This window comes from Ruminococcus sp. OM06-36AC, from assembly GCF_003438725.1.
GTDB classification, from domain to species: domain Bacteria; phylum Bacillota; class Clostridia; order Oscillospirales; family Ruminococcaceae; genus Ruminococcus_C; species Ruminococcus_C callidus.
On the sequence record NZ_QSTT01000004.1, the window covers coordinates 148,930 to 169,555 of the forward strand.

A 20,626-nucleotide genomic window follows, 5' to 3' on the forward strand; every position below is an offset into this window, starting at 1 on the left:
TTTGGTATAATAGAAGAAAGAACTTGTTCGGACTGGCATGGAACGGGCAGCATACCAAATGCGGTTTCTTTCGATTCTATGGAATTCTATAGAGATACCAAAGGAAACAAAAGCAATACATGGGAAAAGCTGCTGTAAAATGTCTACAGCAGCTTTCTTTTTTGCGAAAGTGCAGAAAGCGTTGCAGGCGGACAAGAATTTCAGAAAATGTCAGAATATGAATATGGAGGTAGTTATGACAAAACACGAAACCAGAGAATACGCATTTTTGCTGCTGTACGAGGCAATGGTAAGAGCCGAGGAACTGACCACCATTGAGGATCTGTACGCTTCCACAGAGGAAATGCTGGAACTGCCGGTTCCGGAAAAGGTGAAGCAGTACGTTTCCGGCGTGATGTCCCAGACAGAGGAACTGGACAACATCATTTCCGAATACAGTAAACAGCGGAGCCTGAACCGTGTGCCGGCGGTGAACCGTTCGATTCTGCGGCTGGCACTGTACGAACTGAAAAATCTCCCCCAGACACCGGTGAACGTAGTCATCAGCGAAGCCGTGCACCTGTCGCAGGCGTATGCCTATGCAGAAGATACCGCCTTTATCAACGGCGTACTGGGTGCCTATGCCCGTTCGAAGCCGGCGGTAAAGGAGGACACTGCCGATGGCACAAATTCTGGGGATTGATACCAGCAACTATACCACGTCCGCGGCACTGTTGGACTTGGAAACCGGCGAGGTACATCAGGAAAAACAGCTGCTGCCGGTGAAAGCCGGAGAAGCCGGACTGCGGCAGAGTGATGCGGTATTTCATCACACCCGCCAGCTGCCGGAACTGCTGGAACGGCTCCGTCCGTTTCTGGCGGAAAATCCGGTCTGCGGTGTCAGCGTTTCCACCCGTCCCCGCAATGTGGACGGCTCTTATATGCCCTGTTTTCTCACCGGCGTAGGCACAGCCCGTGCCGTTGCCGCAGTTACCGGCGTACCCCTGTATGAAACCTCACATCAGGTGGGACATGTGCTGGCGGCACTGTACTCTGCCGGCAGGCTGGGAGCCTGTGAAAAACCGTTTCTGGCGTTCCACGTCAGCGGCGGCACGACAGATTCCCTGTACTGCGAACCGGACGAGCAGGCTGCCTTGAAGATCACCCCCTGCGGCACCTCTCTAGATCTGAAAGCCGGACAGGCGATCGATCGGGTGGGGCTGATGCTGGGATTGCAGTTTCCATGCGGCAAGGCACTGGAACAGCTTGCCCGGCAAAGCCGGAAACCGTTCCGGATCAAACCGGTGATACGGGGCGTAGACTGCTGCCTGTCCGGACTGGAAAACCAGTGCCGGAAAAAGCTGGAGCAGGGTGAACCGCCGGCAGATATTGCCCGTTTCTGTCTGATGACTGTGGCGGAAACTGTGATCGCTATGACAAAGGCGGCACAGGAACGGCACGGCAAGCTGCCGGTGCTCTATGCCGGCGGCGTGATGTCGAACCAGCTGATTCGTCCGCTGCTGGCGGCGAATGCGGAATGCTGGTTTGCTGCACCGGAGTTCGCCTGTGACAATGCCGCAGGTGTGGCAGTCTATGGTGCATGGCGGAAGCAAGGAGGAAAACTGTGGCAATTTTAAGCGTGACCCAGCTGAACCGCTATGTGGGGTTCAAGCTGAAAGAGGACCGTGCCCTGCAAAGCGTTCTGGTGCGGGGAGAGATCACCAATTTCACCAATCACTATCGTTCCGGACACCTGTATTTCACGCTGCGTGACGCGGAAAGCTGCGTGAAGGCAGTGATGTTCCGGAGCCATGCTCAGCGGCTGAAATTTCTGCCGCAGGAGGGCATGAACGTCATTGCCGCCGCCTCCGCTGCCCTCTATGAACGGGACGGTGCCTTTCAGATCTATGTGACAGATCTCCAGCCGGACGGCACCGGCGGAAAGGCTCTGGCACTGGAACAACTCAAGAAAAAGCTGACGGCAATGGGCGTGTTCGATGCGGCATCAAAGCGACCGCTGCCGGCAATGCCCAAAAAAATCGGTGTCATTACCTCCGATACCGGAGCCGCCCTACAGGACGTGAAAAATGTTATCGGCAGGCGGTATCCGATCGGACACCTGCTGGTCTATCCGGCACAGGTGCAGGGCGATGCGGCGGCGGCTTCTGTCTGCCGTGCCATTGCGGCGGCGGAACGGGACAGCTGCGATGTCCTCATCGTCGGACGGGGCGGCGGTGCTTCGGAAACGCTGGAGGCGTTCAATACGGAGCAGGTGGTCATGGCGATTTACAACTGTACCGTGCCGGTGGTTTCTGCCGTGGGGCATGAAACCGACTGGACACTGGCAGATGCGGCGGCAGACCTGCGGGCACCGACTCCGTCGGCAGCGGCAGAACTGGCAGTCCCTGATGTGCGGCAGATGCTGCAGCAGGTACAGGACTGCTCCCGCCGGCTGGAAAACGCCATGCAGCAGCAGTTCCGGCAGAAAGCACAGGAACTGGAACGGCTGCAAGACCGGCTGAAATTACAGTCACCGGCACACCGGCAGGAACTGGCACAGCAGGAACTCTGCCATTTGCAGAAGCGGCTGGAAGCGGGTATCCGGCAGATCTGGCAGCAATGTCAGGAACAGCTGGTGCAGCAGACCAACCGTCTGGACATGCTCAGCCCCATGAAGATTCTGGGGCGTGGCTATGCACTGGCGTACCACGGCGAAGAACTGGTACGCAGTGCCGCACAGGTGCAGTCCGGCGATGTGCTGCGGGTGCAGCTGGCAGAGGGTGAGATCACGGCAAAGGTACAATAACAGAAAGATAAGATAACACTACGTGTTTTTGGGAAAGGAGAGCAGACGTATGGCATTTGAAACACACATGAAGGAATTGCGGGAACTGACACAGAAGCTGGAACAGGGCAACCTGCCGCTGGAAGAAGCGGTGCAGCTGTATCACAAGGGCATGGAACTGGCGGTATCCTGTCAGGAAGAATTGCAGACAGCCAAGCTGCAAATTTCCAAACAGACGGTGCCGGCACAGGAACAGGAGGTTCATGATGGAAGCGAAGCATAAGGCGTATCTGGAAGAACTGGCGGCAAAGGTAGATGCAAAACTGTTGGAATATGTGCAGGTGACACCGGAAACCCGGTGGCAGGCACAGGTGGTGGAAGCCATGCGGTATTCTCTGGAAGCCGGCGGCAAGCGGATCCGTCCGGTGCTGGTGCTGGAATTCTGCCGGATTTTCGGCGGCTCGGAGGAGCAGGCAATAGCGGCGGCGTGTGCCATTGAAATGGTGCACACCTTTTCCTTGATCCATGATGACTTGCCGGAAATGGACAACGACGACTACCGCCGCGGCAAGCCGTCCTGTCATAAGGCATTCGGACATGCTGTGGCGTTGCAGGCAGGCGATGCCCTGCTGACAGAAGCATTTGCCGTAATTCTGCGTGATCCGATACTGGAACCGGAAATGAAAGTGGAACTGCTGCAAATCCTTACTTCGGCAACCGGTGCAGCCGGTATGGTCGGCGGTCAGATCATGGATATGGCAAACGAGAAACGCAGCGATGTCACACTGGAAGAACAGGAAGCCATGTGTGCCGCCAAGACCGGTGCCCTGATTCGCGGAGCATGCCGACTGGGCTGTACAGCGGGATTTGCTCCGAAAGAACAGGTCGCACTGGCAGATCAGTATGGGGCAAAGCTGGGGCTGGCATTCCAGATCGTGGACGATATTCTGGACGTGACCAGTACCTCCGAAGTGCTGGGCAAGCCGGTGGGCAGCGATGCCGCAGAGGGCAAGACCACGTTTGTCACCCTGCTGGGGCTGGAAGCTGCCAAGACACGTGCAGCAGCACTGACGGCAGAGGCAGAACAGATCCTGTCCCAGTTCCCGCAGCATGAATTCCTGCTGGATCTGACACGGGAACTGCTGTGCCGTGAAAAATAATCGAAGGAGTGAATCCTGCGGAACTGCCGCGGAATGTGCCGCCGGCAAAGGAGCCGCAGAAAACAAAACCATGGAATATATGAAAATTTCGGAAACAGAGGAGCACCTGTTGGAGCGTCTGCACTCGCCGGACGATCTGAAGGCACTTTCGCCGGAACAGTGTACCGCACTCTGTGCGGAGATTCGAAGTCTTCTCATAGAAACTGTTTCCAAAACCGGCGGGCATCTCGCTTCCAATCTGGGGTCGGTGGAACTGACGGTGGCGATGCACCGTGTGTTTGATTCGCCGGAAGATAAATTCGTCTGGGACGTGGGGCATCAGTGCTATACCCATAAAATTTTGACCGGACGGCTGGAACGATTTTCGACCCTGCGGCAGGAAAACGGCATCTCCGGTTTCCCGAAGCCAAACGAATCAGAACACGACAGCTTCATCAGCGGGCACAGCAGCACTGCGATCTCCGTGGCATGCGGCATTGCAGAGGGCATGCGGCTGCACGGGGACAAGGAGCATTTTGCCGTTGCCGTTGTAGGGGACGGAGCCATGACCGGCGGGCTGTCCTATGAAGGATTGAACAATGCCGGAAAATCGAGGAATAATCTCATTGTGATCCTCAATGACAATGAGATGTCCATTTCCAAAAACGTGGGGGCACTGGCACGCTACCTGTCCTCCATGCGGAGCAGTGAAGGATACGTCCGCACCAAAAAGGCGGTGGAACGCCGCCTGAACCGCACCGCGGTGATCGGTCCGTCTGTGGCGAAAGTCATCAAGAATTCCAAGAGCGTTGTACGGGACGTATTGTTGCAGTCGGCAACGATCTTCGAGGATTTCGGCTTCGTCTATCTGGGACCGGTGGACGGCCACAATCTGGTGGAACTGGAAGAAGTGCTGCTGGCGGCAAAGGAATATCACCGTCCGGTGTTTATCCATGTACATACCGTCAAGGGCAAGGGCTACGCACCGGCAGAGGCAAAGCCGTCGGAGTATCATGGAATCTCCAAGTTTGACATTGAAACCGGCAATCCGGAGGTTTCCGCCGCGGATTCCTATTCGGAGATGTTCGGCAAAGAGCTGGTGCAGCTGGCGAAACACGACCCCCGCATTTGTGCCGTAACGGCAGCAATGGGCGGGGGCACAGGACTGCACCATTTTGCACGGGAGTTCCCGAACCGGTACTATGATGTGGGCATTGCCGAACAGCACGCCGTGACATTTTCCGCGGCACTGGCTTCTATGGGAGAACTGCCGGTATTTGCGGTGTATTCTTCCTTTTTGCAGAGAGCCTATGACCAGCTGATGCACGATGTTGCCATTGGCGGCATGCATGTGGTGCTGGGGATCGACCGTGCCGGCGTTGTCGGCGAGGACGGCGAAACCCATCACGGACTGTACGATGTGTCGTTCCTCTGCACGGTGCCCAATACGGTGATTTATGCACCGGCATGCTACGAGGAGATGCGGCTCTGTCTGCGGCGGGCACTCTATCGGGATAAGGGGCTGGCATGCATCCGGTATCCCAGAGGCAGCGAAAAGGTTTCCTTTGACAAGACTGCCCTGAACACCGAATACACTCACGTTTCCGGCAGAAAAACAGATACCCTGTATATTTCCTACGGCAGGGTGTACGATCATCTGTACCGTGCCAGCCGCCGCATGGCGGAGGAAGGCGTGTTCTGTGACCTGCTGAAGCTGACACGCATTTTCCCGCTGGCAGAGGGCGTGGTGGAAATTGCCATGTCCTATGCCCATGTGGTATTTTTGGAGGAGGCATACTATTACGGCGGGATCTCTCAGCTGCTGGGAGATCTGCTGCTGGAACGCGGCTTCCGCGGCACTTACCGGCGGGTAGCACCCAAGGCATATCTGCCGCAGGCTTCTACGGATTCTCAAATGGAAACTATGGGGCTGTCGGAGCATGCCATTTATCAGGATATGCAGCAGGAGGCAAAACATGGCAAGGCTTGATGCGGTAATGGTACAGCAGGGTATGGTGCCCAGCCGCCAGCGTGCCAAAACGCTGATTCAGAACGGGCAGATCTCTGTGAACGGCAAGGTCTGTACCAAGCCGGCGTTTGCCGTTTCGGAAACCGACCGGATCGCCATGGAGGGCAGTGACATTCCCTTTGTGGGACGGGGCGGTCTGAAACTGGAACATGCGGTACAGCAGATGCGGCTCTCTCTGGAGGGAATGGTCTGTCTGGACATCGGAGCATCTACCGGCGGTTTTACCGACTGCATGCTCCAGCACGGAGCCGCAAAGGTATACGCCATTGACGTGGGACACGGACAGCTGGTGCAGTCCCTGCGGGAGGATCCCCGCGTGGTAAACTGGGAGGGAACAGACGTTCGCAGCATTGCACCGGAACAGCTGAAACAGCCGGCGGATTTCTTCTCGGCGGATGTGTCTTTCATCTCGCTGCACCATGTACTGCCCTACGTGCTGCCGCTGCTGCGGACAGGGGCACAGGGCGTGGTGCTCATCAAGCCCCAGTTTGAAGCGGGACGGGAGAACATCGGGAAAAACGGACTGGTGCAGTCCTCCCGCGTGCACATGCAGGTGCTGAACAACATCTTGCAGCTGTTTTCCGCACAGGGGCTGACTGTACAGCTGCTGTGCCCTTCGCCCATTCAGGGCGGCTCCGGCAATATTGAGTATCTCGCCGTTGTACAAAAAGGCGGCGAAGCGGCGTATCTGCCGGAAATTGCCGCAGTGGTACAGCAGGCATTCGCACAGGCAAAGAAGGAGAAGACGAAATGAAAGTTGTGTTATTTCATCATCTGCAAAAAGGCAACGCACCGGAAGTTGCCCGAAAGGTCTGTCTGGCACTGCACCGGAACGGCATGGAAGTCTGGGCAGATCCCCGCTGTCTGGGACTGCTGGGGGATATGTCCTTTATCTGTTACGCTCCGTTTCTGGAGGCAGTGCAGGACGCAGACGTGGCAGTGGCGATCGGCGGGGACGGCACCATTCTGCACTGTGCCCGTCACGTGGTGGGCACAAAGGCAAAGCTGCTGGGCATCAACACTGGACGGCTGGGCTTTCTGGCATCTATGGAGCCGGATCAGATCGGTGAAATTGCACGGCTGCAAACGGGGGACTATCGGGTTTCCAAACGCATGCTGCTGCGTGGCAAGGTGCTGGACAAAACCGGCACCTGCCTGCGGGAACTGACGGCGTTGAATGACATCGTGATCTCCCGCAACTTTTCCCGTGTCATTGAGTTTACCGTTTCCCGCAACAACGTGGTGCTGGGCGAATATCGGGCAGACGGCGTGATCTTTAGCACGCCTACCGGTTCGACTGCCTACGCCCTCTCCGCCGGAGGTCCCATTATCGAACCGGAATTTTCCTGCATTGAGATGAACCTGATCTGTCCCCACTCGCTTTCTGCCAGACCGATCCTGTTTTCTCCCCACAACGATTTGCAGGTGAGCCTGCGGGTGCGGGAGGAATATGATGCCTATTTCTGTGCAGACGGCGAAAAACCGGAGCCGTTTCCGGAGGGACGAGTCATGGAAATTTCCGGCTCTGACCAGACGCTGGAAATACTGGATCTTAGCGGCAATACCTTTTTTGATTCGCTGAGCCGGAAGATGATGCAGTCTTTGAAAGCGGGAAGGACGTGAGGAACACATGAAGAAAAAGCGGCAGGATACCATTCTTTCGCTCATTGCAGCAGAGGAGATCCCCACGCAGGAAGTGCTGCGGGAACGCATGGAGGAACACGGGTTTGCGGTGACGCAGGCAACGCTTTCCAGAGATATTCGGGAACTGAAGCTGACTAAGGAACGGCGTGGCAGCGGCAGGGCATGCTATACAGCACCGGTGCGGCAGGAAGTCAACGGCGGTATTTTGCAGAACGCCGCCCTGCGTACCGACTTTGCCGGAAATGTGGCAGTGATCCACTGCCGTACCGGCACGGCACAGGCAGTGGCGGCGGCGTTAGATGCCATGCATCGGGAAGATGTGGTGGGAACCATTGCCGGAGATGATACCATTTTTGTATTGCTGCGGACAGAAATACAGGCAAAAGAATTTGCCGGCAGCTTCGCAAAGCTGATGGAAACAGGAGGGTTTTAATGCTAGCTGAACTGGAGATCGAGAATCTGGCGGTGATCGCCCATGCACGGATTCCCTTTTCACCGCATCTGAATGTGTTTACCGGTGAAACCGGTGCCGGAAAATCGATTCTGCTGCACGGGATCCATGCGGTTCTGGGACAGCGTGTCACGCGGGATATTGTGCGGACAGGCTGCAAAAAGGCAGTGGTGACGGCACTTTTCACGCATCTGGATCCGCTGGTCTGTGCCAGACTGGACGCACTTTCCATTTCCCACACCGACGATGAACTGCTGCTCACCAGAGAGATCGCCGCAGACGGCGGCAGTGCGGCACGGGTGAACGGCCATACCACAACAGTTTCGGTGCTGCGGGAGATCGGTGACGCTCTCATCAACATTCACGGGCAGCACGACAATCAGGTGCTGCTGGCACCGGAGTGCCACTTGCAGATTCTGGACGCTTTCGGCGGAGATGACACATTGCTGCACCAGTATCAGGACACATTCCGGCAGTTACAGCAGACGGCGAAGCGGCTGAATCATCTGGCAAAACAGGAACAGGACAAGGCACACCGCCGGCAGCAGCTGAAAGCACTGGTGGCAGAAGTGGACGAACTGGGACTGGAACAGGGCGAAGAAGAGGCACTGGAAGAAGAACTGAACCTGCTGCAGCACGCCGAGAGCATTGCCGCGGCGTTGCAGGCGGCAGCGGAGGCGATCGACGGCGAAGATGCCGACGGTTCCGCGGTACTGCTGACAGAGGCGGCGGCAGAAGAACTGTCGCCGTTTTCCGACATGCGGGCGGAGTTTGCCGTGCTGGGAGAACGGCTGGCGGCGGCAGGCATTGAACTGGCAGACATTGCTTCGGAGTGCCGCAGTCTGCGGGACGGCATGGACTTAGACCCCCAGCGGTATGCGATGGTGCAGAAGCGTATGCTGGAGATCCGGCGGCTAAGTCGGGAGTATCAGTGTACCGGTGACGAACTGGTGGAACGCCGTGACCGTGCAGAGGAAGAACTGGCACAGATGCAGGGCGACACCGCAGAGATCGTTGCCCTGCGGGAGCAGAAGGCACAGCTGCTGGAAACGGTTTCCGCACAGGCGAAGGCTCTGTCGGAATACCGTGCCCAGACGCTGGAACGCTTTATCACTGCCGTGACGGAACAGCTGGCATTTCTGAATATGCCCAACGTGATCCTGGTGGGGAAACATACCACCGGCAAGCTGACCATTCACGGCATGGACAGTCTGGAATTTCTGATTTCTGCCAACCGCGGGGAAGAACCCCGTCCGCTGGCGAGAATCGCTTCCGGCGGTGAACTGTCCCGCATCATGCTGGCTCTGAAGTGTGTCATTGCCGATCGGGACAGCATTCCCACGCTGATCTTCGACGAGATCGACACCGGTGTCAGCGGCAAGGCTGCCCAGAAAATCGGCATGAAGCTGCGGGAAGTGGGACAGCTGCGGCAGGTGCTCTGTGTGACGCATCTGTCCCAGATTGCCGTAATGGCAGATCAGCACCTCATGATCGAGAAGCAGACCGAGGGCACGCGGACGGAAACCCATGTCATGGTACTGGAACCGGAGGGACGTGTCCATGAGATCGCCCGCATCATGGGCGGTGAAAATCCCAGCGTGCTGCTGCTGGAAACTGCACGGGAAGAATTGAAACGCTGGCAGAAAGATCTGCTGGCAGAGGGAGAGGACGGTCAGGAAACATGAACCAGCCGGAAAAGCTGTTACAGCAATATTTTGGGCATGCGTCATTCCGCACCGGACAGAAGCAGGCAATCGATGCGATCTTGTCCGGACGGGACGTGCTGGCAGTCATGCCTACCGGAGCCGGCAAGTCGGTCTGCTATCAGATCTCTGCCCTGCTGCTCCGCGGGGTGACCATTGTCATTTCTCCGCTGATCTCGCTGATGAAAGATCAGGTGGAGGCTCTCCGGCAGGTGGGTATCCCTGCGGCGTATGTGAACAGCAGCATTACGCAGGAAGAATTCTATCACACGGTGCAAATGGTACAGCAGGGGCAGTGCCGGATTCTGTACGTTGCACCGGAACGGCTGATGACGGACAGCTTTTTCCGTCTGACACAGCAGGTGCCGGTGAGCATGATCGCCGTTGATGAGGCACATTGCGTTTCCCAGTGGGGACAGGATTTCCGGCAGAGTTATCTGGATATTCCGGTGTTTATGGAACAGCTGCCGGCACGTCCGATCTGTACCGCCTTTACCGCTACGGCAACAAAGCAGGTAGAGGCGGATATTGCACGGATTCTGAAATTGCAGGAGCCGGAAATCATACATACCGGATTCGACCGGAAAAACCTGTTTTTCGGGGTACGCCGTCCCAATAATAAGACGCGGGAACTGTTTCAGCTGCTGCGGGAAAACGACGGCAAAAGCGGCATTGTGTACTGCTCCACCCGAAAAGCGGTGGAGGAAGTCTGTGATGCTCTGCGGGAAAACGGCTTTCCAGCCACGCGGTATCACGCAGGTCTGTCCGACACGGAACGGGCACAGAATCAGGACGATTTCCTGTACGACCGCCAGCCGATCATGGTGGCGACGAACGCGTTCGGCATGGGTATTGACAAGTCCAACGTGTCGTTTGTCATTCACTATAACATGCCCATGGATCTGGAGAGCTACTATCAGGAGGCAGGTCGTGCCGGACGGGACGGCTCACCGGCACAGTGCATTCTGCTGTACAGCGGAAAAGATGTCCGTACCAACGATTTCCTGCTGCAACGCAGTCGGGAAACCACAGAGGTGGATGACGAGGAAACACGGCAGTTCCTGCTGGAGCAGGGAAAGGAACGGCTGAAACAGATGACGTTCTATGCCACCTCTACCACCTGTCTGCGGCACCGCATGCTGCAATATTTCGGCGACCATTCACCGGACAGCTGCGGGAATTGTTCCTGCTGTCTGACCAATTATCGGGAAGAAGATGCCACCATGGCGGCGAAAAAGATCATCTCCTGCGTGTATCGTGCCCAGAAAGGCGGCTATCACCTGAGCCGCACCATGACTGCCGATGTGCTGATGGGCAGCAAAAAGGAATCGCTTCTCCGCATGCGGCTGGATCAGCTTTCCACCTACGGCATTATCGAAAAGCTGTCGCGGCGGGAAGTGATGCAGCTGATCGATGAACTGATCCAGCGGGAAGATCTGGCATTGCGGCAGTTTCAGGAGTATCAGGAATTGGTGCTGACTGCCGGCTCGGTGGAGATCATTCGCGACCAGAAAACGGTCATGCGGCGTGTGCCGGTGGTGCGGGAGAAGCTGGCGGCTCCGGTGGGAACAAAAGATCCTACGCTGTCCGCGGCGGACAACGACCTGTTCCAGAAGCTGCGGCAGCTGCGGGCGGCACAGGCAAAGCACGAGGGGATACCGCCGTATTTCATCTTTTCCGATGCCACGCTGCGGGACATGTGCCGGAAAAAGCCCCAGGACCTCAGCGAGATGCGGCAGGTTTCCGGTGTGGGTGTCATCAAGGCACAGAAGTACGGGAAAATGTTTCTGGAGGAGTTGCAGCAGTTTCTGGCTGGGGTACAGCAGTGAGTGAGCAGATTTGTGTAAGCATTGATTCTAGCGTACAAATAAAAAAACGCATGCCCCGCACGGGAAACCAATCCGTGCGGGGCATGTTCTTTTTGTCCGGTGCATATGTTTCCTTAGGGCATCTTACGCACATGCTTTGTGCGGTGTTGCCTTGAAGGAGGCATACAGATGCGAAAACGCAGTGTAATTCGGGATACCATTCAGATGACCGTGATACAATTTTTTCTGGAGTGTCTGGCGTTGTGGTTCAACGCGTGGATGACGCGGCGTGTGGGGGCGGCAACGGTGGGAACGCTGGCACTGGCAGGTTCTTTTTTCAACCTTGCCGCAATGATCGCCGGCGGAAATGCTATGCTCTGTGCCAGCCGTTTTGTGTCCGAGGAACTGGGAAAGCCCTGCGGCTGTCCGGCACGTGTCCTGCGGCATGGTATCAGCTTTTGCATGATGCTGTCCCTGCCGGTGACAGCAGGAGTCTGCATATTTGCCCAACCTCTAAGTCAGCAGTTTTTGCAGAGCGATTCCATGGCACATGCGGTGCGGCTCATGGCACTGCTTCTGCCGCTGGGCAGTCTGAGTGCCTGCTTGAAAGGCTACTTCAATGCAGTGTGCCGCGTGACAGTGACAGCCGCCTGCGATGTGGCGGAATTTCTGCTCCGTGCGGGAATCCTCACCGGACTGCTCCTGTGGCGTGGGGACACCAGACCGGAACAGGTCTGCACGGATCTGGTGTGCAGCATGGCGTGCGGCACACTGTTTACGGCGGTCACGCTGACAGTGCTGTACTTTCAGAAGCGGGAACCCTGCGGCGGAACGTGCAGCCTGTCCCTGTGGCGGTATATCCGGCTGGCAGTTCCTGTGGCAGTGGGCGGCTGTCTGACTGCCGGACTCAGCACTGCCAATGATGCCCTGATTCCCGTGACACTGCGGCAGTTCGGGGACAGTGCCAGCAATGCCCTCCGGCAGTTCGGCACTTTTGAGGGCATTGTGATTCCGGTGCTGTTTTTTCCGTCCACCATTCTCTGTGCCCTGTCCGGAATCCTGATTCCGGAAGTCGCCCGTGCCAATGCCGCCGGCAATCGGGAACGTGTCTGTCGGCTGACGGAACAGGTGATCGCACTGACACTGATTTTTGCGGTGCTGATCAGTGCAGTCCTGCTGAAATTCGGCGGCGTGATCGGGCGGTGCATGGACGGCGGAGAACTGTCGGGGAAGATGATTCGGATTCTGGCACCGGTGGTGCCGTTTATCTATCTGGAAATCGTGCTGGAAGCACTGATTAAAGGCATGGGCAGGCAGAATTTTTCTTCCTTGAACTATCTGGCGGAGTACGTGATCCGCATCTGTGTGGTGCTGGTCTGCATTCCGCTGTTCGGATTTTACGGCATTGTGGCATCGTACTATACCAGCAACGTGTTCGGAAACTGCAATCGTCTGCGTATGGCAGTAAAAACGGCAAACCTCCGGTTCCGATTCGGAAAGCTTATCGGAAAGCCGGTGTTTGCCGCGGGATTTTCGTTTACGGCAGCTTCTCTGCCGGAATGGTTCTGCCCGACTTTGCGGGAAACGCCGCAGGGAATCGTGCTGTTTTTGGGAATCGCTCTGGGGCTGTACGGGCTGGTGTTCTGGCTGCTGCGGGAAAAAGACGAACAGGTGTTACCGGTGCTGCAATGAGTTGTGTGAACGCAGCAGCGTGTGCATGGTGTGGCGGTGCTGGTGACTTTCCCCGTGCATGCCGTGAAGGTGCGGGTGGCTGTGGGTAATGGTGTGAGTGTGTGTCACGCCGTCGTGGGTGTGTGTGAACGTGTGAGTGTGGGAATGGGTGTGTTCCATTTGCAGCGTGTCCAGAACCACCAGAACGGAACCCAGCAGCATTACCGCCAGTGCCAGAAAATACTGTACTGTCAGGGCATCGTGCCAGATGATGCAGGAAAGAGCCGTGCCGATAAAGGGGGCGATGGCATAGTAGGCACTGGTCTTGGCGGCTCCGAGGGTGTTCTGGGAACGGACGTAGCAGAAAATGCTCAGCCCGTAGGCAACAAATCCCAGAAGCAGTGCCGCAGCAGCAGCGTGCAGTCCGGGGAACGGCTCGCCGATGCACAGAGCAATGAGAAACGAACCCAGTCCGGAAAAGATGCCCTTGAGAAAGACGATCTCGAAAGTACTTTTGTCGGAAATATTGCGGGTGCAGTTGTTCTCCAGTCCCCAGCAGGCTGCCGCCGCCAGCACCAGCAGGGAGCCTCTGGAAAAGTGCAGGCTGGACATATCCTCGAAAGACAAAATGCCGCTGGACAGAGTGATCAGCAGAATGGCAGCCCACAGCCGCTTGGAAACTTTTTCCCGAAAGAGCAGCAGGGCGATCAGCGTAGTGGCAGCGATTTCAAAGTTTCCCAGCAGAGAGGCATTGGCGGAAGATGCACTTTTCAGCCCCAGCATCAGCAGAATCGGTGCGGCAATATCCAGAAAGATCATGCCGAGGGTATAGGGCAGGTCTTTGCGTGTCAGTTTTTTCTCGCCGCGGTGGCTTTTGGGGTTGATGCAGTACAGCAGTCCGATGCCGATGCCGGCACCGAAATACAGCAGTGATGCCAGAAATGTAGGGCTGATTTCCTTCAGCAGCAGCTTCGAAACCGGAACGTTTACCGCGTAAAATGCCGCCGCCAGAACGGCAAGCAGAATGGCTGTGGTCTTTTTGTATTGCATGATCGGTTTCCCCTCTCAAATCCCCAAAATTGTAAACACCGCGTGATCCCGAAACGTATCCTCTGCCCATTCATTCACTTCTAGTGCGACCAGCTCCGCACCGCCGCCCTGTGCCAGGGCATGCTGCAAGATGCACTGCCACTGTGTCCAGTTGACAACGGTGATGCCGTACTGATTATACGCGGGCAGTGTTTCCTGCAAGATTTTTCCGAAACCGGAACGCTGTAGAATGTTGTCGTGCAGCAAAAGAGAATCGGAACTCCAGTGGCTGGAGCCTTGCCGGAAGCTGCCCTTCCGGAATTCGTGATAGCAGGTTCCCACCCGCTGGAACACGGTACAGCAGTATCTCATTGTGCTTTCTCCGCGATGATGTCCGCCAGCTGAAAGGGCACGACCTGCTGCAAACTGTCCAGTGACAGTTCCAGCTGGTGTCCGATCTTGCCGGCACTGCACAAGATCGTGGGGAAATTCTGTGCGGACTCATGAATGGTAGTGCGGAACAGTTTTTTCATGCCGATAGGGGAACAGCCGCCGTGAATGTATCCGGTCAGGGCAAGCAGATCCTTGGATTTGCACATGGAGATCGCCTTTTCTCCCACTGCGGCAGCCGCCTTTTTCAAGTCCAGTTCTTCCGCCACCGGCACCAGAAAAACGTAGTGTTCGCCGGACTTTGCCACGGTGACCAGCGTTTTGAATACCTGTTCCGGATTCTGTCCCAGTGCCGCCGCCAGTTCTACGCCGGTGTGCTGTCCGGTTGCCTGTTCCCAGCTGCGGTGTACATAGGGGACTTTCGCCTTGTCCAGCATGCGGATCGCATTGGTTTTGATGACTTTTTCTTTTGCCATAACCGTTATTCTCCTTTGAGTGTTACAATGGTGTAGGGGTGATGCAGGGCAGTTGTCAGCTTGTCAAAGACGTCGCCGGTCTGCATGCGGATCGTAGAAGTATTTATGCAGGGGTGACAGCCGAAAGTGGCTTCCTCCAACAGGTCGCGGTCTACGAGAAGCTGAACGCGGTTTTCGGTGTCATGCATCAGCCCGAAGATCGTGGCAGAGCCGGGAGTCAGTTGCAGCAGCTGTTCCATGGCATCTTCTGATGCAAAGGAAAGTCTGGCACAGCCCAGCTGGCTGGTGATCTCCTTGGTGCGAAACGGCTTGTCGGCGGGCATGAGCAGCAGATAGAAGTTCGTTTTCTGCCGGTTGCAGAGAAACAAATTCTTGCAGACAGGCGTTTGCAGTGCCGCAGAAATACTTTCGCAGGCTTCCATGGTAAAGGCTGCCGCATGGTCAGCCCGTGCAAAGGGAATGTCGAGCCGTTCCAGTAAGTCGTATACGGCGATCTCTTTTGGCAGTCTGCCGCTTTCGTCTGCGGGTCTGCCGTTTTGGATTTCCATTCAGAATTACCCTCCTGTCAAAAAAGCACATTGACTATGCCTGATGCCGTCAATGTGCTTTTGTTTCGTTTCAGCAGCGATGCTGCCTCGATATATTTGTGGAATTACAGGCTGAACATGATCTCGTTCATGATTGCTTCCAGCATTTCCTGACGGCCGCTGGTCAGAGAAGCGGTCACTTCGCCCTTTTCCAGAGCGTACTTTTCCAGATCTGCCATGGTTGCCTTGCCGGAGATGATGTCTGCACCGATGCCGGTATTCCAGCTTGCATAGCGATCTTCTACGAACTTGTCGATTCTGCCGTCGGTGATCAGCTTGTCCGCGATACGCAGACCCAGTGCAAAGGTATCCATACCTGCAATGTAGCTGTGGAAGATGTCCTCCAGTTCGAAGGAGCCGCGTCTTGCCTTGGCGTCGAAGTTCAGACCGCCGTTGGTGAAGCCGCCTGCCTTCAGTACTTCGTACATGCACAGTGCTGCATCATAGACGTTGGTCGGGAACTGGTCGGTATCCCAGCCCAGCAGCGGGTCGCCCTGATTGGCATCGATGGAACCGAACATGCCGTTGGTTCTTGCCACACGCAGTTCGTGCTGGAAGGTGTGCTGTGCCAGTGTTGCGTGGTTTGCTTCAATGTTCAGCTTGAAGTCCTTGTCCAGACCGTACTTCTGTAAGAAGCCGATAACGGTTGCAGAGTCGAAGTCGTACTGGTGCTTGGTGGGTTCCTTCGGCTTCGGTTCTACATAGAAGTCGCCGGTGAAGCCAATGCTTCTTGCATAGTCTACAGCCAGATGCATCAGGCGAGCCATGTTGTCCAGTTCCAGACCCATGTTGGTGTTCAGCAGGGTTTCATAGCCCTCACGGCCGCCCCAGAATACATAGCCCTGACCGCCCAGCTTTACAGTGGCATCAATGGCACTCTTGATCTGTGCAGCAGCATATGCGAAAACGTCCGCACTGGGAGAAGTGCCTGCACCGTGCATATAACGCGGGTGATCGAAGCACTTTGCGGTGCCCCACAGCAGCTTCTTGCCGGTAGCGTCCTGCTTTTCCTTGCACAGGTCAACGATGGCTCTCAGCTTTTCGTTGGTTTCGCCCAGACTGCCGTATTCCGGAGAGAGATCTCTGTCGTGGAAGCAGTAGTAGTCAATGCTCAGCTTGTCCATGATCTCGAAAGCAGCTTCTACCTTTGCTTTTGCACGTGCAGTGACATCATCACAGCCCCATGTCTTGTTGGTGGTGCCGCAGCCGAACATATCTGTGCCGTCGCCGCCCATAGTGTGCCACCAGGACAGTGCGAACTTCAGCTGTTCCCGCATGGTCTTGCCGGCGATAACCTCGTCCGGATTATAAAACTTGAATGCCAGCGGATTTTTGGAATCCTTGCCTTCATAAGCAATCTTCGGAATGTTGTTGAAAAATTCACTCATCAGTAGTTCCTCCTGATTAATAATAAGGTGTGGTATATGGAAAGCGGATTCCGCTTTGCGCAACTTAATTGAATAATGAAATTTCGCGGTTGTCCTTTGCGAAATAATCCTCCAGCACGGCAATATAAGACCGGAAGCAGACCTTTCCGGAGAACGTCAGAACGTCATTTTCTGCCGGCACACCCAGCTGCTCCAGCTGTGCATCGGTCAGGTCTTTCAGATAGACGGTTTCCGTATCTGCCGGAATACCGACCACGGACTTCTGTGCCTTGGTCAGATCCAGTGTTACATCATTGGAGATCTCCAGCAGCTGTGCAGTGATGTCTGCACGGGAAGCTGTCGTCCACTCTGCACTGCCGACTTCAGAGGGAACGGGGCGTTCTTCATAAACGGTACGGTCATAGCCGTTGGAGATAAATGTCAGGAACGGCAGGTGAATGTCCCGATCATTTGGCTCTACGTGTACTGCCACATTACCGCCGGAGCTGTCGTCCGTCTGAATGATCTCATACCGGTATGCTCCGGAGGGAGAAGTGCCGTTTTCCAGCACAGTCTGCTGTGTACTCGGCGTGAAAAAAGACATGAGCATGAAAAATGCCAGTGACCCCAGAATATACAGCAACAGGTATATGACACCGAATACGGTCTTGGCAGTTTCCCCTGCACCGGACAGGAAAAAGATGATCAGGGAAGTCACTGCAATTGGCAGGATCAGTTCCCATTGCCCGAAACAAAGCAAAATCTGGGGCAATATCGCCGGCAGCAGCAGGATCCCCGTCAGGCGTGTCAGGATCTGAAACCGGCTGTACAGCATGGCACTGAGTGCCGCAAAAGATACCACACAGAGGGTCAGACAAAACAACACGGAGTTGGTGACGGAAAATTCGTAAAAGATCGCCAGATAAGAAAACCAGCACATCAGAGCCAGATACCCGACGCTGATCAGGGAAAGGAAGCGTTTCCGCCAGATCGAACCGGCAGAAGTCGTTTCCGCAGAAGCAGTAGTTGCACGCATGTATATTCACTCGCCTGCCCTCAGGCGGCAGACGTTTTCCTTTCTTTGCCCGAAGTGATTCCGGCAGAAATGTTCTGCACACGGCAACAAGGAAAAGGGAATTCTTCTGCTTTGTTTCACGCGTGCTTTGCAATCCTATTATAGCATTTTTTTTGCGTTGTGGCAAGTACTATTGCAAAAAAAATTACAACAATCGTATATAATCCTACCGGTTTCAGAGAAATCTCCTGTCATTTTCCATTTTCCGCATTTTTTGACTGCACTTTTGCAAATACAGTACTGCCTGCCGGATTTACGCGGTATAGCCTTTTCACTTTTACAATTTATCAATATAAAAAAGTGGAAACCAGCTTGCAAGTCTGGAAAATTTATGGTACAATTGTTTTAATTGTGCATTAGAGCCTTGTCGTATGGCAAGGACTTTTGACGTAGTTCTGCCGAAAAGACGTGTGGAAAAAGATACTGAAGTCAATACCGCACAAAGAGCGTCTGGCGACTTTGCACGCCATCTGCTTGCAAATTTTCCTTCAGAGCCTGTTTCGTATCTTCCCGCACGCATCTTGCGTGCATATTTTCCGAGATATTTCGGGAAAATACTCGAAAATCCACAAAGGATTTTCTCCGTTTTTCCCTTCATCTCTCAAAAAATCTGACGACGCAATCTGCATACGTCAGATACGAAACAGACTCTCATATTTCACAAAAATGCTCGTGAATACATCAAGTATTCACTCCGCTTTTTGTTTCATCTGACGAAAAATTTGACGACGCATCTGTCGCACAATCTTTGTGCGGTATTGCCTGAACAGGCTCTTACGCCAAATTGAAAGGAGATATGATTTGTGACAAAATCCGTAGTATGTATTCTGATTGCCATTCTTGTCTATATGGGCATGATGGTCGTGATCGGTGCTGTGTATTCCAAAAAGAACAGCAGCGTCGGCGATTTTTATCTGGGCGGCCGGCGGCTCGGACCGGTGGTTTCTGCCATGAGTGCAGAGGCTTCGGACATGAGCAGCTATCTGCTCATGGGTCTTCCGGGGCTGGCGTATCTGAACGGTTGTGCAGAGGTAGGCTGGACTGCCATTGGTCTGGCGATCGGCACCTATCTGAACTGGCTGCTGGTGGCGAAACGCCTCCGCGTGTATTCTCAGCGTTGCCGGAACTCCATTACCATTCCTGACTTCTTTTCCAACCGGTATCGGGACGATAAGCACGTGCTGATGGGCATTGCGGCAGTCATCATTCTGATATTTTTCGTGCCGTATACCGCTTCGGGTTTCTCCGCCTGCGGCAAGCTGTTCAATCAGCTGTTCGGCTGGAACTATCACATGGCAATGATCATCAGTGCGGTCATCATCATTTCCTACACCTGTCTGGGCGGCTTTCTGGCGGCAAGCTTTACCGACCTGATCCAGAGCATCGTTATGACTTCGGCTCTGGTGGTGCTGGTGATCTATGGCGTACATACTGCCGGCGGACTGGACAACGTATTGGAAAATGCCAAGGGTATTGAAAATTACCTTAGCTTTACCAGCACCCGCACCGCAGAGGGCGAAGCCGTTTCGTTCGGCGGACTGAGCATCATTTCCACGCTGGCGTGGGGACTGGGTTACTTTGGCATGCCGCATATTCTCCTGCGGTTCATGGCGATCGATGACAAGAACAAGGTCAAGATCTCCCGCCGCATTGCTTCTGTCTGGGTAGTGCTGGCAATGGGCGTGGCAGTATTCATTGGTATCATCGGCAACGCCCTGACGGTAAACGGCACGGTTGCTCCGCTTGAAACCTCTTCCAAGGCGGAAACCATTGTGCTGGAAATGGCAACGGTATTGAGCAAACACAGCGTGGGAGCTGCCCTGATCGCCGGACTGATCTTCGCAGGCATTCTGGCGTGCACCATGTCTACTTCCGACTCGCAGCTGCTGGCGGCTTCGTCCAGTATGTCGGAAAACCTGCTGAAAGGCGTGTTCCATATTAAGCTGTCGGAAAAGCAGTCCATGATCGCAGCACGTGCCGTCCTGCTGATTATTGCTGTGCTGGGCATTGTGCTGGCTTGGGACCAGAACAGTTCTGTATTCCGTGTGGTTTCCTTTGCATGGGCAGGTTTCGGTGCGACTTTCGGACCGGTAATGCTGACCTCGCTGTTCTGGAAGCGTTCCAACAAGTATGGTGCACTGGCGGGGCTGATTACCGGCGGTGTGATGATTTTCGTATGGAAATTTGCCATCAGTAAGCTGGGCGGCATGTTTGCCATTTATGAGCTGCTGCCGGCATTCCTGTGTGCACTGATCGCGATTGTTGTGGTTTCGCTGCTGACCAAGGCTCCGGAACAGGAGATCGTAGACGAGTTTGAAGCAGTTTCTGCGGAGATGAAGCAGAAGTAAAACAGAATTGTTGGTTTTGTACGTTCAGATATGAATTAAAACCGGTTCCTGTACCGTGCAGGAGCCGGTTTTTCTGCTTTTTGTGCGGCGGCATGGTTTTGTACAAACTGTCCCTTGCAATTTCTCCAAAAGTTTGTTATACTAT

General features: G+C 55.0%; 20 protein-coding genes. 14 read left to right on the forward strand and 6 right to left on the reverse strand.

Going from position 1 to position 20,626, the window contains the following annotated elements; translation table 11 throughout:
* The first annotated feature begins 235 nt into the window (after positions 1–235).
* The 12 genes from nusB (at position 236) to DXB92_RS05585 (ending at position 13,230) form a co-directional block, all read left to right on the forward strand.
* Positions 236–682, forward strand: a complete 447-nt coding sequence (nusB, locus tag DXB92_RS05530; RefSeq protein ID WP_117733076.1) for a transcription antitermination factor NusB — start codon at positions 236–238, stop codon at positions 680–682.
* Positions 660–1,616 (forward strand): metallohydrolase glycoprotease/Kae1 family, encoded by a 957-nt coding sequence (locus DXB92_RS05535; protein WP_021683204.1) that lies wholly within the window; start codon positions 660–662, stop codon positions 1,614–1,616. Before nusB ends, DXB92_RS05535 begins: the two co-directional genes overlap by 23 nt.
* Positions 1,604–2,785 carry an exodeoxyribonuclease VII large subunit gene (xseA, locus tag DXB92_RS05540; protein WP_207658585.1) on the forward strand — a complete coding sequence of 394 codons (1,182 nt, stop codon included), beginning with the start codon at positions 1,604–1,606 and terminating at the stop codon, positions 2,783–2,785. Before DXB92_RS05535 ends, xseA begins: the two co-directional genes overlap by 13 nt.
* A 49-nt stretch (positions 2,786–2,834) precedes the next feature.
* The gene (gene xseB, locus DXB92_RS05545) at positions 2,835–3,047 is read left to right on the forward strand and encodes an exodeoxyribonuclease VII small subunit (protein WP_021683202.1); all 213 of its coding nucleotides are present in this window, start codon (positions 2,835–2,837) and stop codon (positions 3,045–3,047) included.
* The gene (locus DXB92_RS05550) at positions 3,028–3,924 is read left to right on the forward strand and encodes a polyprenyl synthetase family protein (protein ID WP_117732990.1); all 897 of its coding nucleotides are present in this window, start codon (positions 3,028–3,030) and stop codon (positions 3,922–3,924) included. The genes xseB and DXB92_RS05550 overlap by 20 nt, the downstream gene beginning before the upstream one ends.
* The gene (dxs, locus tag DXB92_RS05555; protein ID WP_021683200.1) at positions 3,914–5,893 is read left to right on the forward strand and encodes a 1-deoxy-D-xylulose-5-phosphate synthase; all 1,980 of its coding nucleotides are present in this window, start codon (positions 3,914–3,916) and stop codon (positions 5,891–5,893) included. Before DXB92_RS05550 ends, dxs begins: the two co-directional genes overlap by 11 nt.
* Positions 5,880–6,686 (forward strand): TlyA family RNA methyltransferase, encoded by an 807-nt coding sequence (locus DXB92_RS05560; RefSeq protein WP_117732992.1) that lies wholly within the window; start codon positions 5,880–5,882, stop codon positions 6,684–6,686. The genes dxs and DXB92_RS05560 overlap by 14 nt, the downstream gene beginning before the upstream one ends.
* Positions 6,683–7,555 (forward strand): NAD(+)/NADH kinase, encoded by an 873-nt coding sequence (locus tag DXB92_RS05565; RefSeq protein ID WP_117732994.1) that lies wholly within the window; start codon positions 6,683–6,685, stop codon positions 7,553–7,555. Before DXB92_RS05560 ends, DXB92_RS05565 begins: the two co-directional genes overlap by 4 nt.
* Before the next feature lie 7 nt (positions 7,556–7,562).
* Entirely contained in the window at positions 7,563–8,009 is a 447-nt protein-coding gene (locus tag DXB92_RS05570) for an arginine repressor (RefSeq protein WP_021683197.1), read from the forward strand.
* On the forward strand, positions 8,009–9,712 hold the full coding sequence (gene recN, locus DXB92_RS05575) for a DNA repair protein RecN (protein ID WP_117732996.1): 1,704 nt from the start codon (positions 8,009–8,011) through the stop codon (positions 9,710–9,712). Before DXB92_RS05570 ends, recN begins: the two co-directional genes overlap by 1 nt.
* Positions 9,709–11,559, forward strand: a complete 1,851-nt coding sequence (recQ, locus tag DXB92_RS05580) for a DNA helicase RecQ (protein WP_117732998.1) — start codon at positions 9,709–9,711, stop codon at positions 11,557–11,559. The genes recN and recQ overlap by 4 nt, the downstream gene beginning before the upstream one ends.
* A 168-nt stretch (positions 11,560–11,727) precedes the next feature.
* Positions 11,728–13,230: an oligosaccharide flippase family protein gene (locus DXB92_RS05585; protein ID WP_117733000.1), complete on the forward strand. Its 1,503-nt coding sequence runs from the start codon at positions 11,728–11,730 to the stop codon at positions 13,228–13,230.
* On the opposite strand, the gene DXB92_RS05590 is transcribed toward DXB92_RS05585, so the two are convergent.
* The 6 genes from DXB92_RS05590 to DXB92_RS05615 all read right to left on the reverse strand — a co-directional run bounded on the left by DXB92_RS05590 (position 13,213) and on the right by DXB92_RS05615 (position 18,094).
* The gene (locus DXB92_RS05590; protein ID WP_117733002.1) at positions 13,213–14,259 is read right to left on the reverse strand and encodes a DMT family transporter; all 1,047 of its coding nucleotides are present in this window, start codon (positions 14,257–14,259) and stop codon (positions 13,213–13,215) included. The genes DXB92_RS05585 and DXB92_RS05590 overlap by 18 nt on opposite strands.
* Positions 14,260–14,274: 15 nt before the next feature.
* Positions 14,275–14,610, reverse strand: coding sequence for a hypothetical protein (locus DXB92_RS05595; protein ID WP_021683191.1), 336 nt, complete (start codon positions 14,608–14,610; stop codon positions 14,275–14,277).
* Positions 14,607–15,104: a Cys-tRNA(Pro) deacylase gene (gene ybaK / locus DXB92_RS05600; protein ID WP_021683190.1), complete on the reverse strand. Its 498-nt coding sequence runs from the start codon at positions 15,102–15,104 to the stop codon at positions 14,607–14,609. The genes DXB92_RS05595 and ybaK overlap by 4 nt, the downstream gene beginning before the upstream one ends.
* A gap of 5 nt (positions 15,105–15,109) precedes the next feature.
* The gene (locus DXB92_RS05605) at positions 15,110–15,652 is read right to left on the reverse strand and encodes a prolyl-tRNA synthetase associated domain-containing protein (RefSeq protein ID WP_117733004.1); all 543 of its coding nucleotides are present in this window, start codon (positions 15,650–15,652) and stop codon (positions 15,110–15,112) included.
* Positions 15,653–15,756: 104 nt separating this feature from the next.
* Positions 15,757–17,079, reverse strand: coding sequence for a xylose isomerase (gene xylA / locus DXB92_RS05610; RefSeq protein ID WP_040648148.1), 1,323 nt, complete (start codon positions 17,077–17,079; stop codon positions 15,757–15,759).
* 64 nt (positions 17,080–17,143) lie between these two features.
* Positions 17,144–18,094 carry a hypothetical protein gene (locus tag DXB92_RS05615; RefSeq protein WP_117733006.1) on the reverse strand — a complete coding sequence of 317 codons (951 nt, stop codon included), beginning with the start codon at positions 18,092–18,094 and terminating at the stop codon, positions 17,144–17,146.
* Between the two features lie 410 nt (positions 18,095–18,504).
* On the opposite strand from DXB92_RS05615, the gene DXB92_RS13335 reads away from it, so the two are divergent.
* Positions 18,505–18,747, forward strand: coding sequence for a hypothetical protein (locus tag DXB92_RS13335; protein WP_147330023.1), 243 nt, complete (start codon positions 18,505–18,507; stop codon positions 18,745–18,747).
* A 189-nt stretch (positions 18,748–18,936) separates the two neighbouring features.
* Positions 18,937–20,481, forward strand: coding sequence for a sodium/proline symporter (locus tag DXB92_RS05620; protein WP_040646318.1), 1,545 nt, complete (start codon positions 18,937–18,939; stop codon positions 20,479–20,481).
* The last annotated feature ends 145 nt before the right edge of the window (positions 20,482–20,626 follow it).

Excerpts from the sequence above, each read along its gene's own strand:
- nusB (WP_117733076.1), top strand. The coding sequence starts at position 236 with ATGACAAAACACGAAACCAGAGAATACGCATTTTTGCTGCTGTACGAG.
- DXB92_RS05535 (WP_021683204.1), top strand. The coding sequence starts at position 660 with ATGGCACAAATTCTGGGGATTGATACCAGCAACTATACCACGTCCGCG.
- xseB (WP_021683202.1), top strand. The coding sequence starts at position 2,835 with ATGGCATTTGAAACACACATGAAGGAATTGCGGGAACTGACACAGAAG.
- DXB92_RS05550 (WP_117732990.1), top strand. The coding sequence starts at position 3,028 with ATGATGGAAGCGAAGCATAAGGCGTATCTGGAAGAACTGGCGGCAAAG.
- DXB92_RS05560 (WP_117732992.1), top strand. The coding sequence starts at position 5,880 with ATGGCAAGGCTTGATGCGGTAATGGTACAGCAGGGTATGGTGCCCAGC.
- DXB92_RS05565 (WP_117732994.1), top strand. The coding sequence starts at position 6,683 with ATGAAAGTTGTGTTATTTCATCATCTGCAAAAAGGCAACGCACCGGAA.
- DXB92_RS05570 (WP_021683197.1), top strand. The coding sequence starts at position 7,563 with ATGAAGAAAAAGCGGCAGGATACCATTCTTTCGCTCATTGCAGCAGAG.
- recN (WP_117732996.1), top strand. The coding sequence starts at position 8,009 with ATGCTAGCTGAACTGGAGATCGAGAATCTGGCGGTGATCGCCCATGCA.
- recQ (WP_117732998.1), top strand. The coding sequence starts at position 9,709 with ATGAACCAGCCGGAAAAGCTGTTACAGCAATATTTTGGGCATGCGTCA.
- DXB92_RS05585 (WP_117733000.1), top strand. The coding sequence starts at position 11,728 with ATGCGAAAACGCAGTGTAATTCGGGATACCATTCAGATGACCGTGATA.
- DXB92_RS05590 (WP_117733002.1), bottom strand. The coding sequence starts at position 14,259 with ATGCAATACAAAAAGACCACAGCCATTCTGCTTGCCGTTCTGGCGGCG.
- DXB92_RS05595 (WP_021683191.1), bottom strand. The coding sequence starts at position 14,610 with ATGAGATACTGCTGTACCGTGTTCCAGCGGGTGGGAACCTGCTATCAC.
- ybaK (WP_021683190.1), bottom strand. The coding sequence starts at position 15,104 with ATGGCAAAAGAAAAAGTCATCAAAACCAATGCGATCCGCATGCTGGAC.
- DXB92_RS05605 (WP_117733004.1), bottom strand. The coding sequence starts at position 15,652 with ATGGAAATCCAAAACGGCAGACCCGCAGACGAAAGCGGCAGACTGCCA.
- xylA (WP_040648148.1), bottom strand. The coding sequence starts at position 17,079 with ATGAGTGAATTTTTCAACAACATTCCGAAGATTGCTTATGAAGGCAAG.
- DXB92_RS05615 (WP_117733006.1), bottom strand. The coding sequence starts at position 18,094 with ATGCGTGCAACTACTGCTTCTGCGGAAACGACTTCTGCCGGTTCGATC.
- DXB92_RS13335 (WP_147330023.1), top strand. The coding sequence starts at position 18,505 with ATGGCAAGGACTTTTGACGTAGTTCTGCCGAAAAGACGTGTGGAAAAA.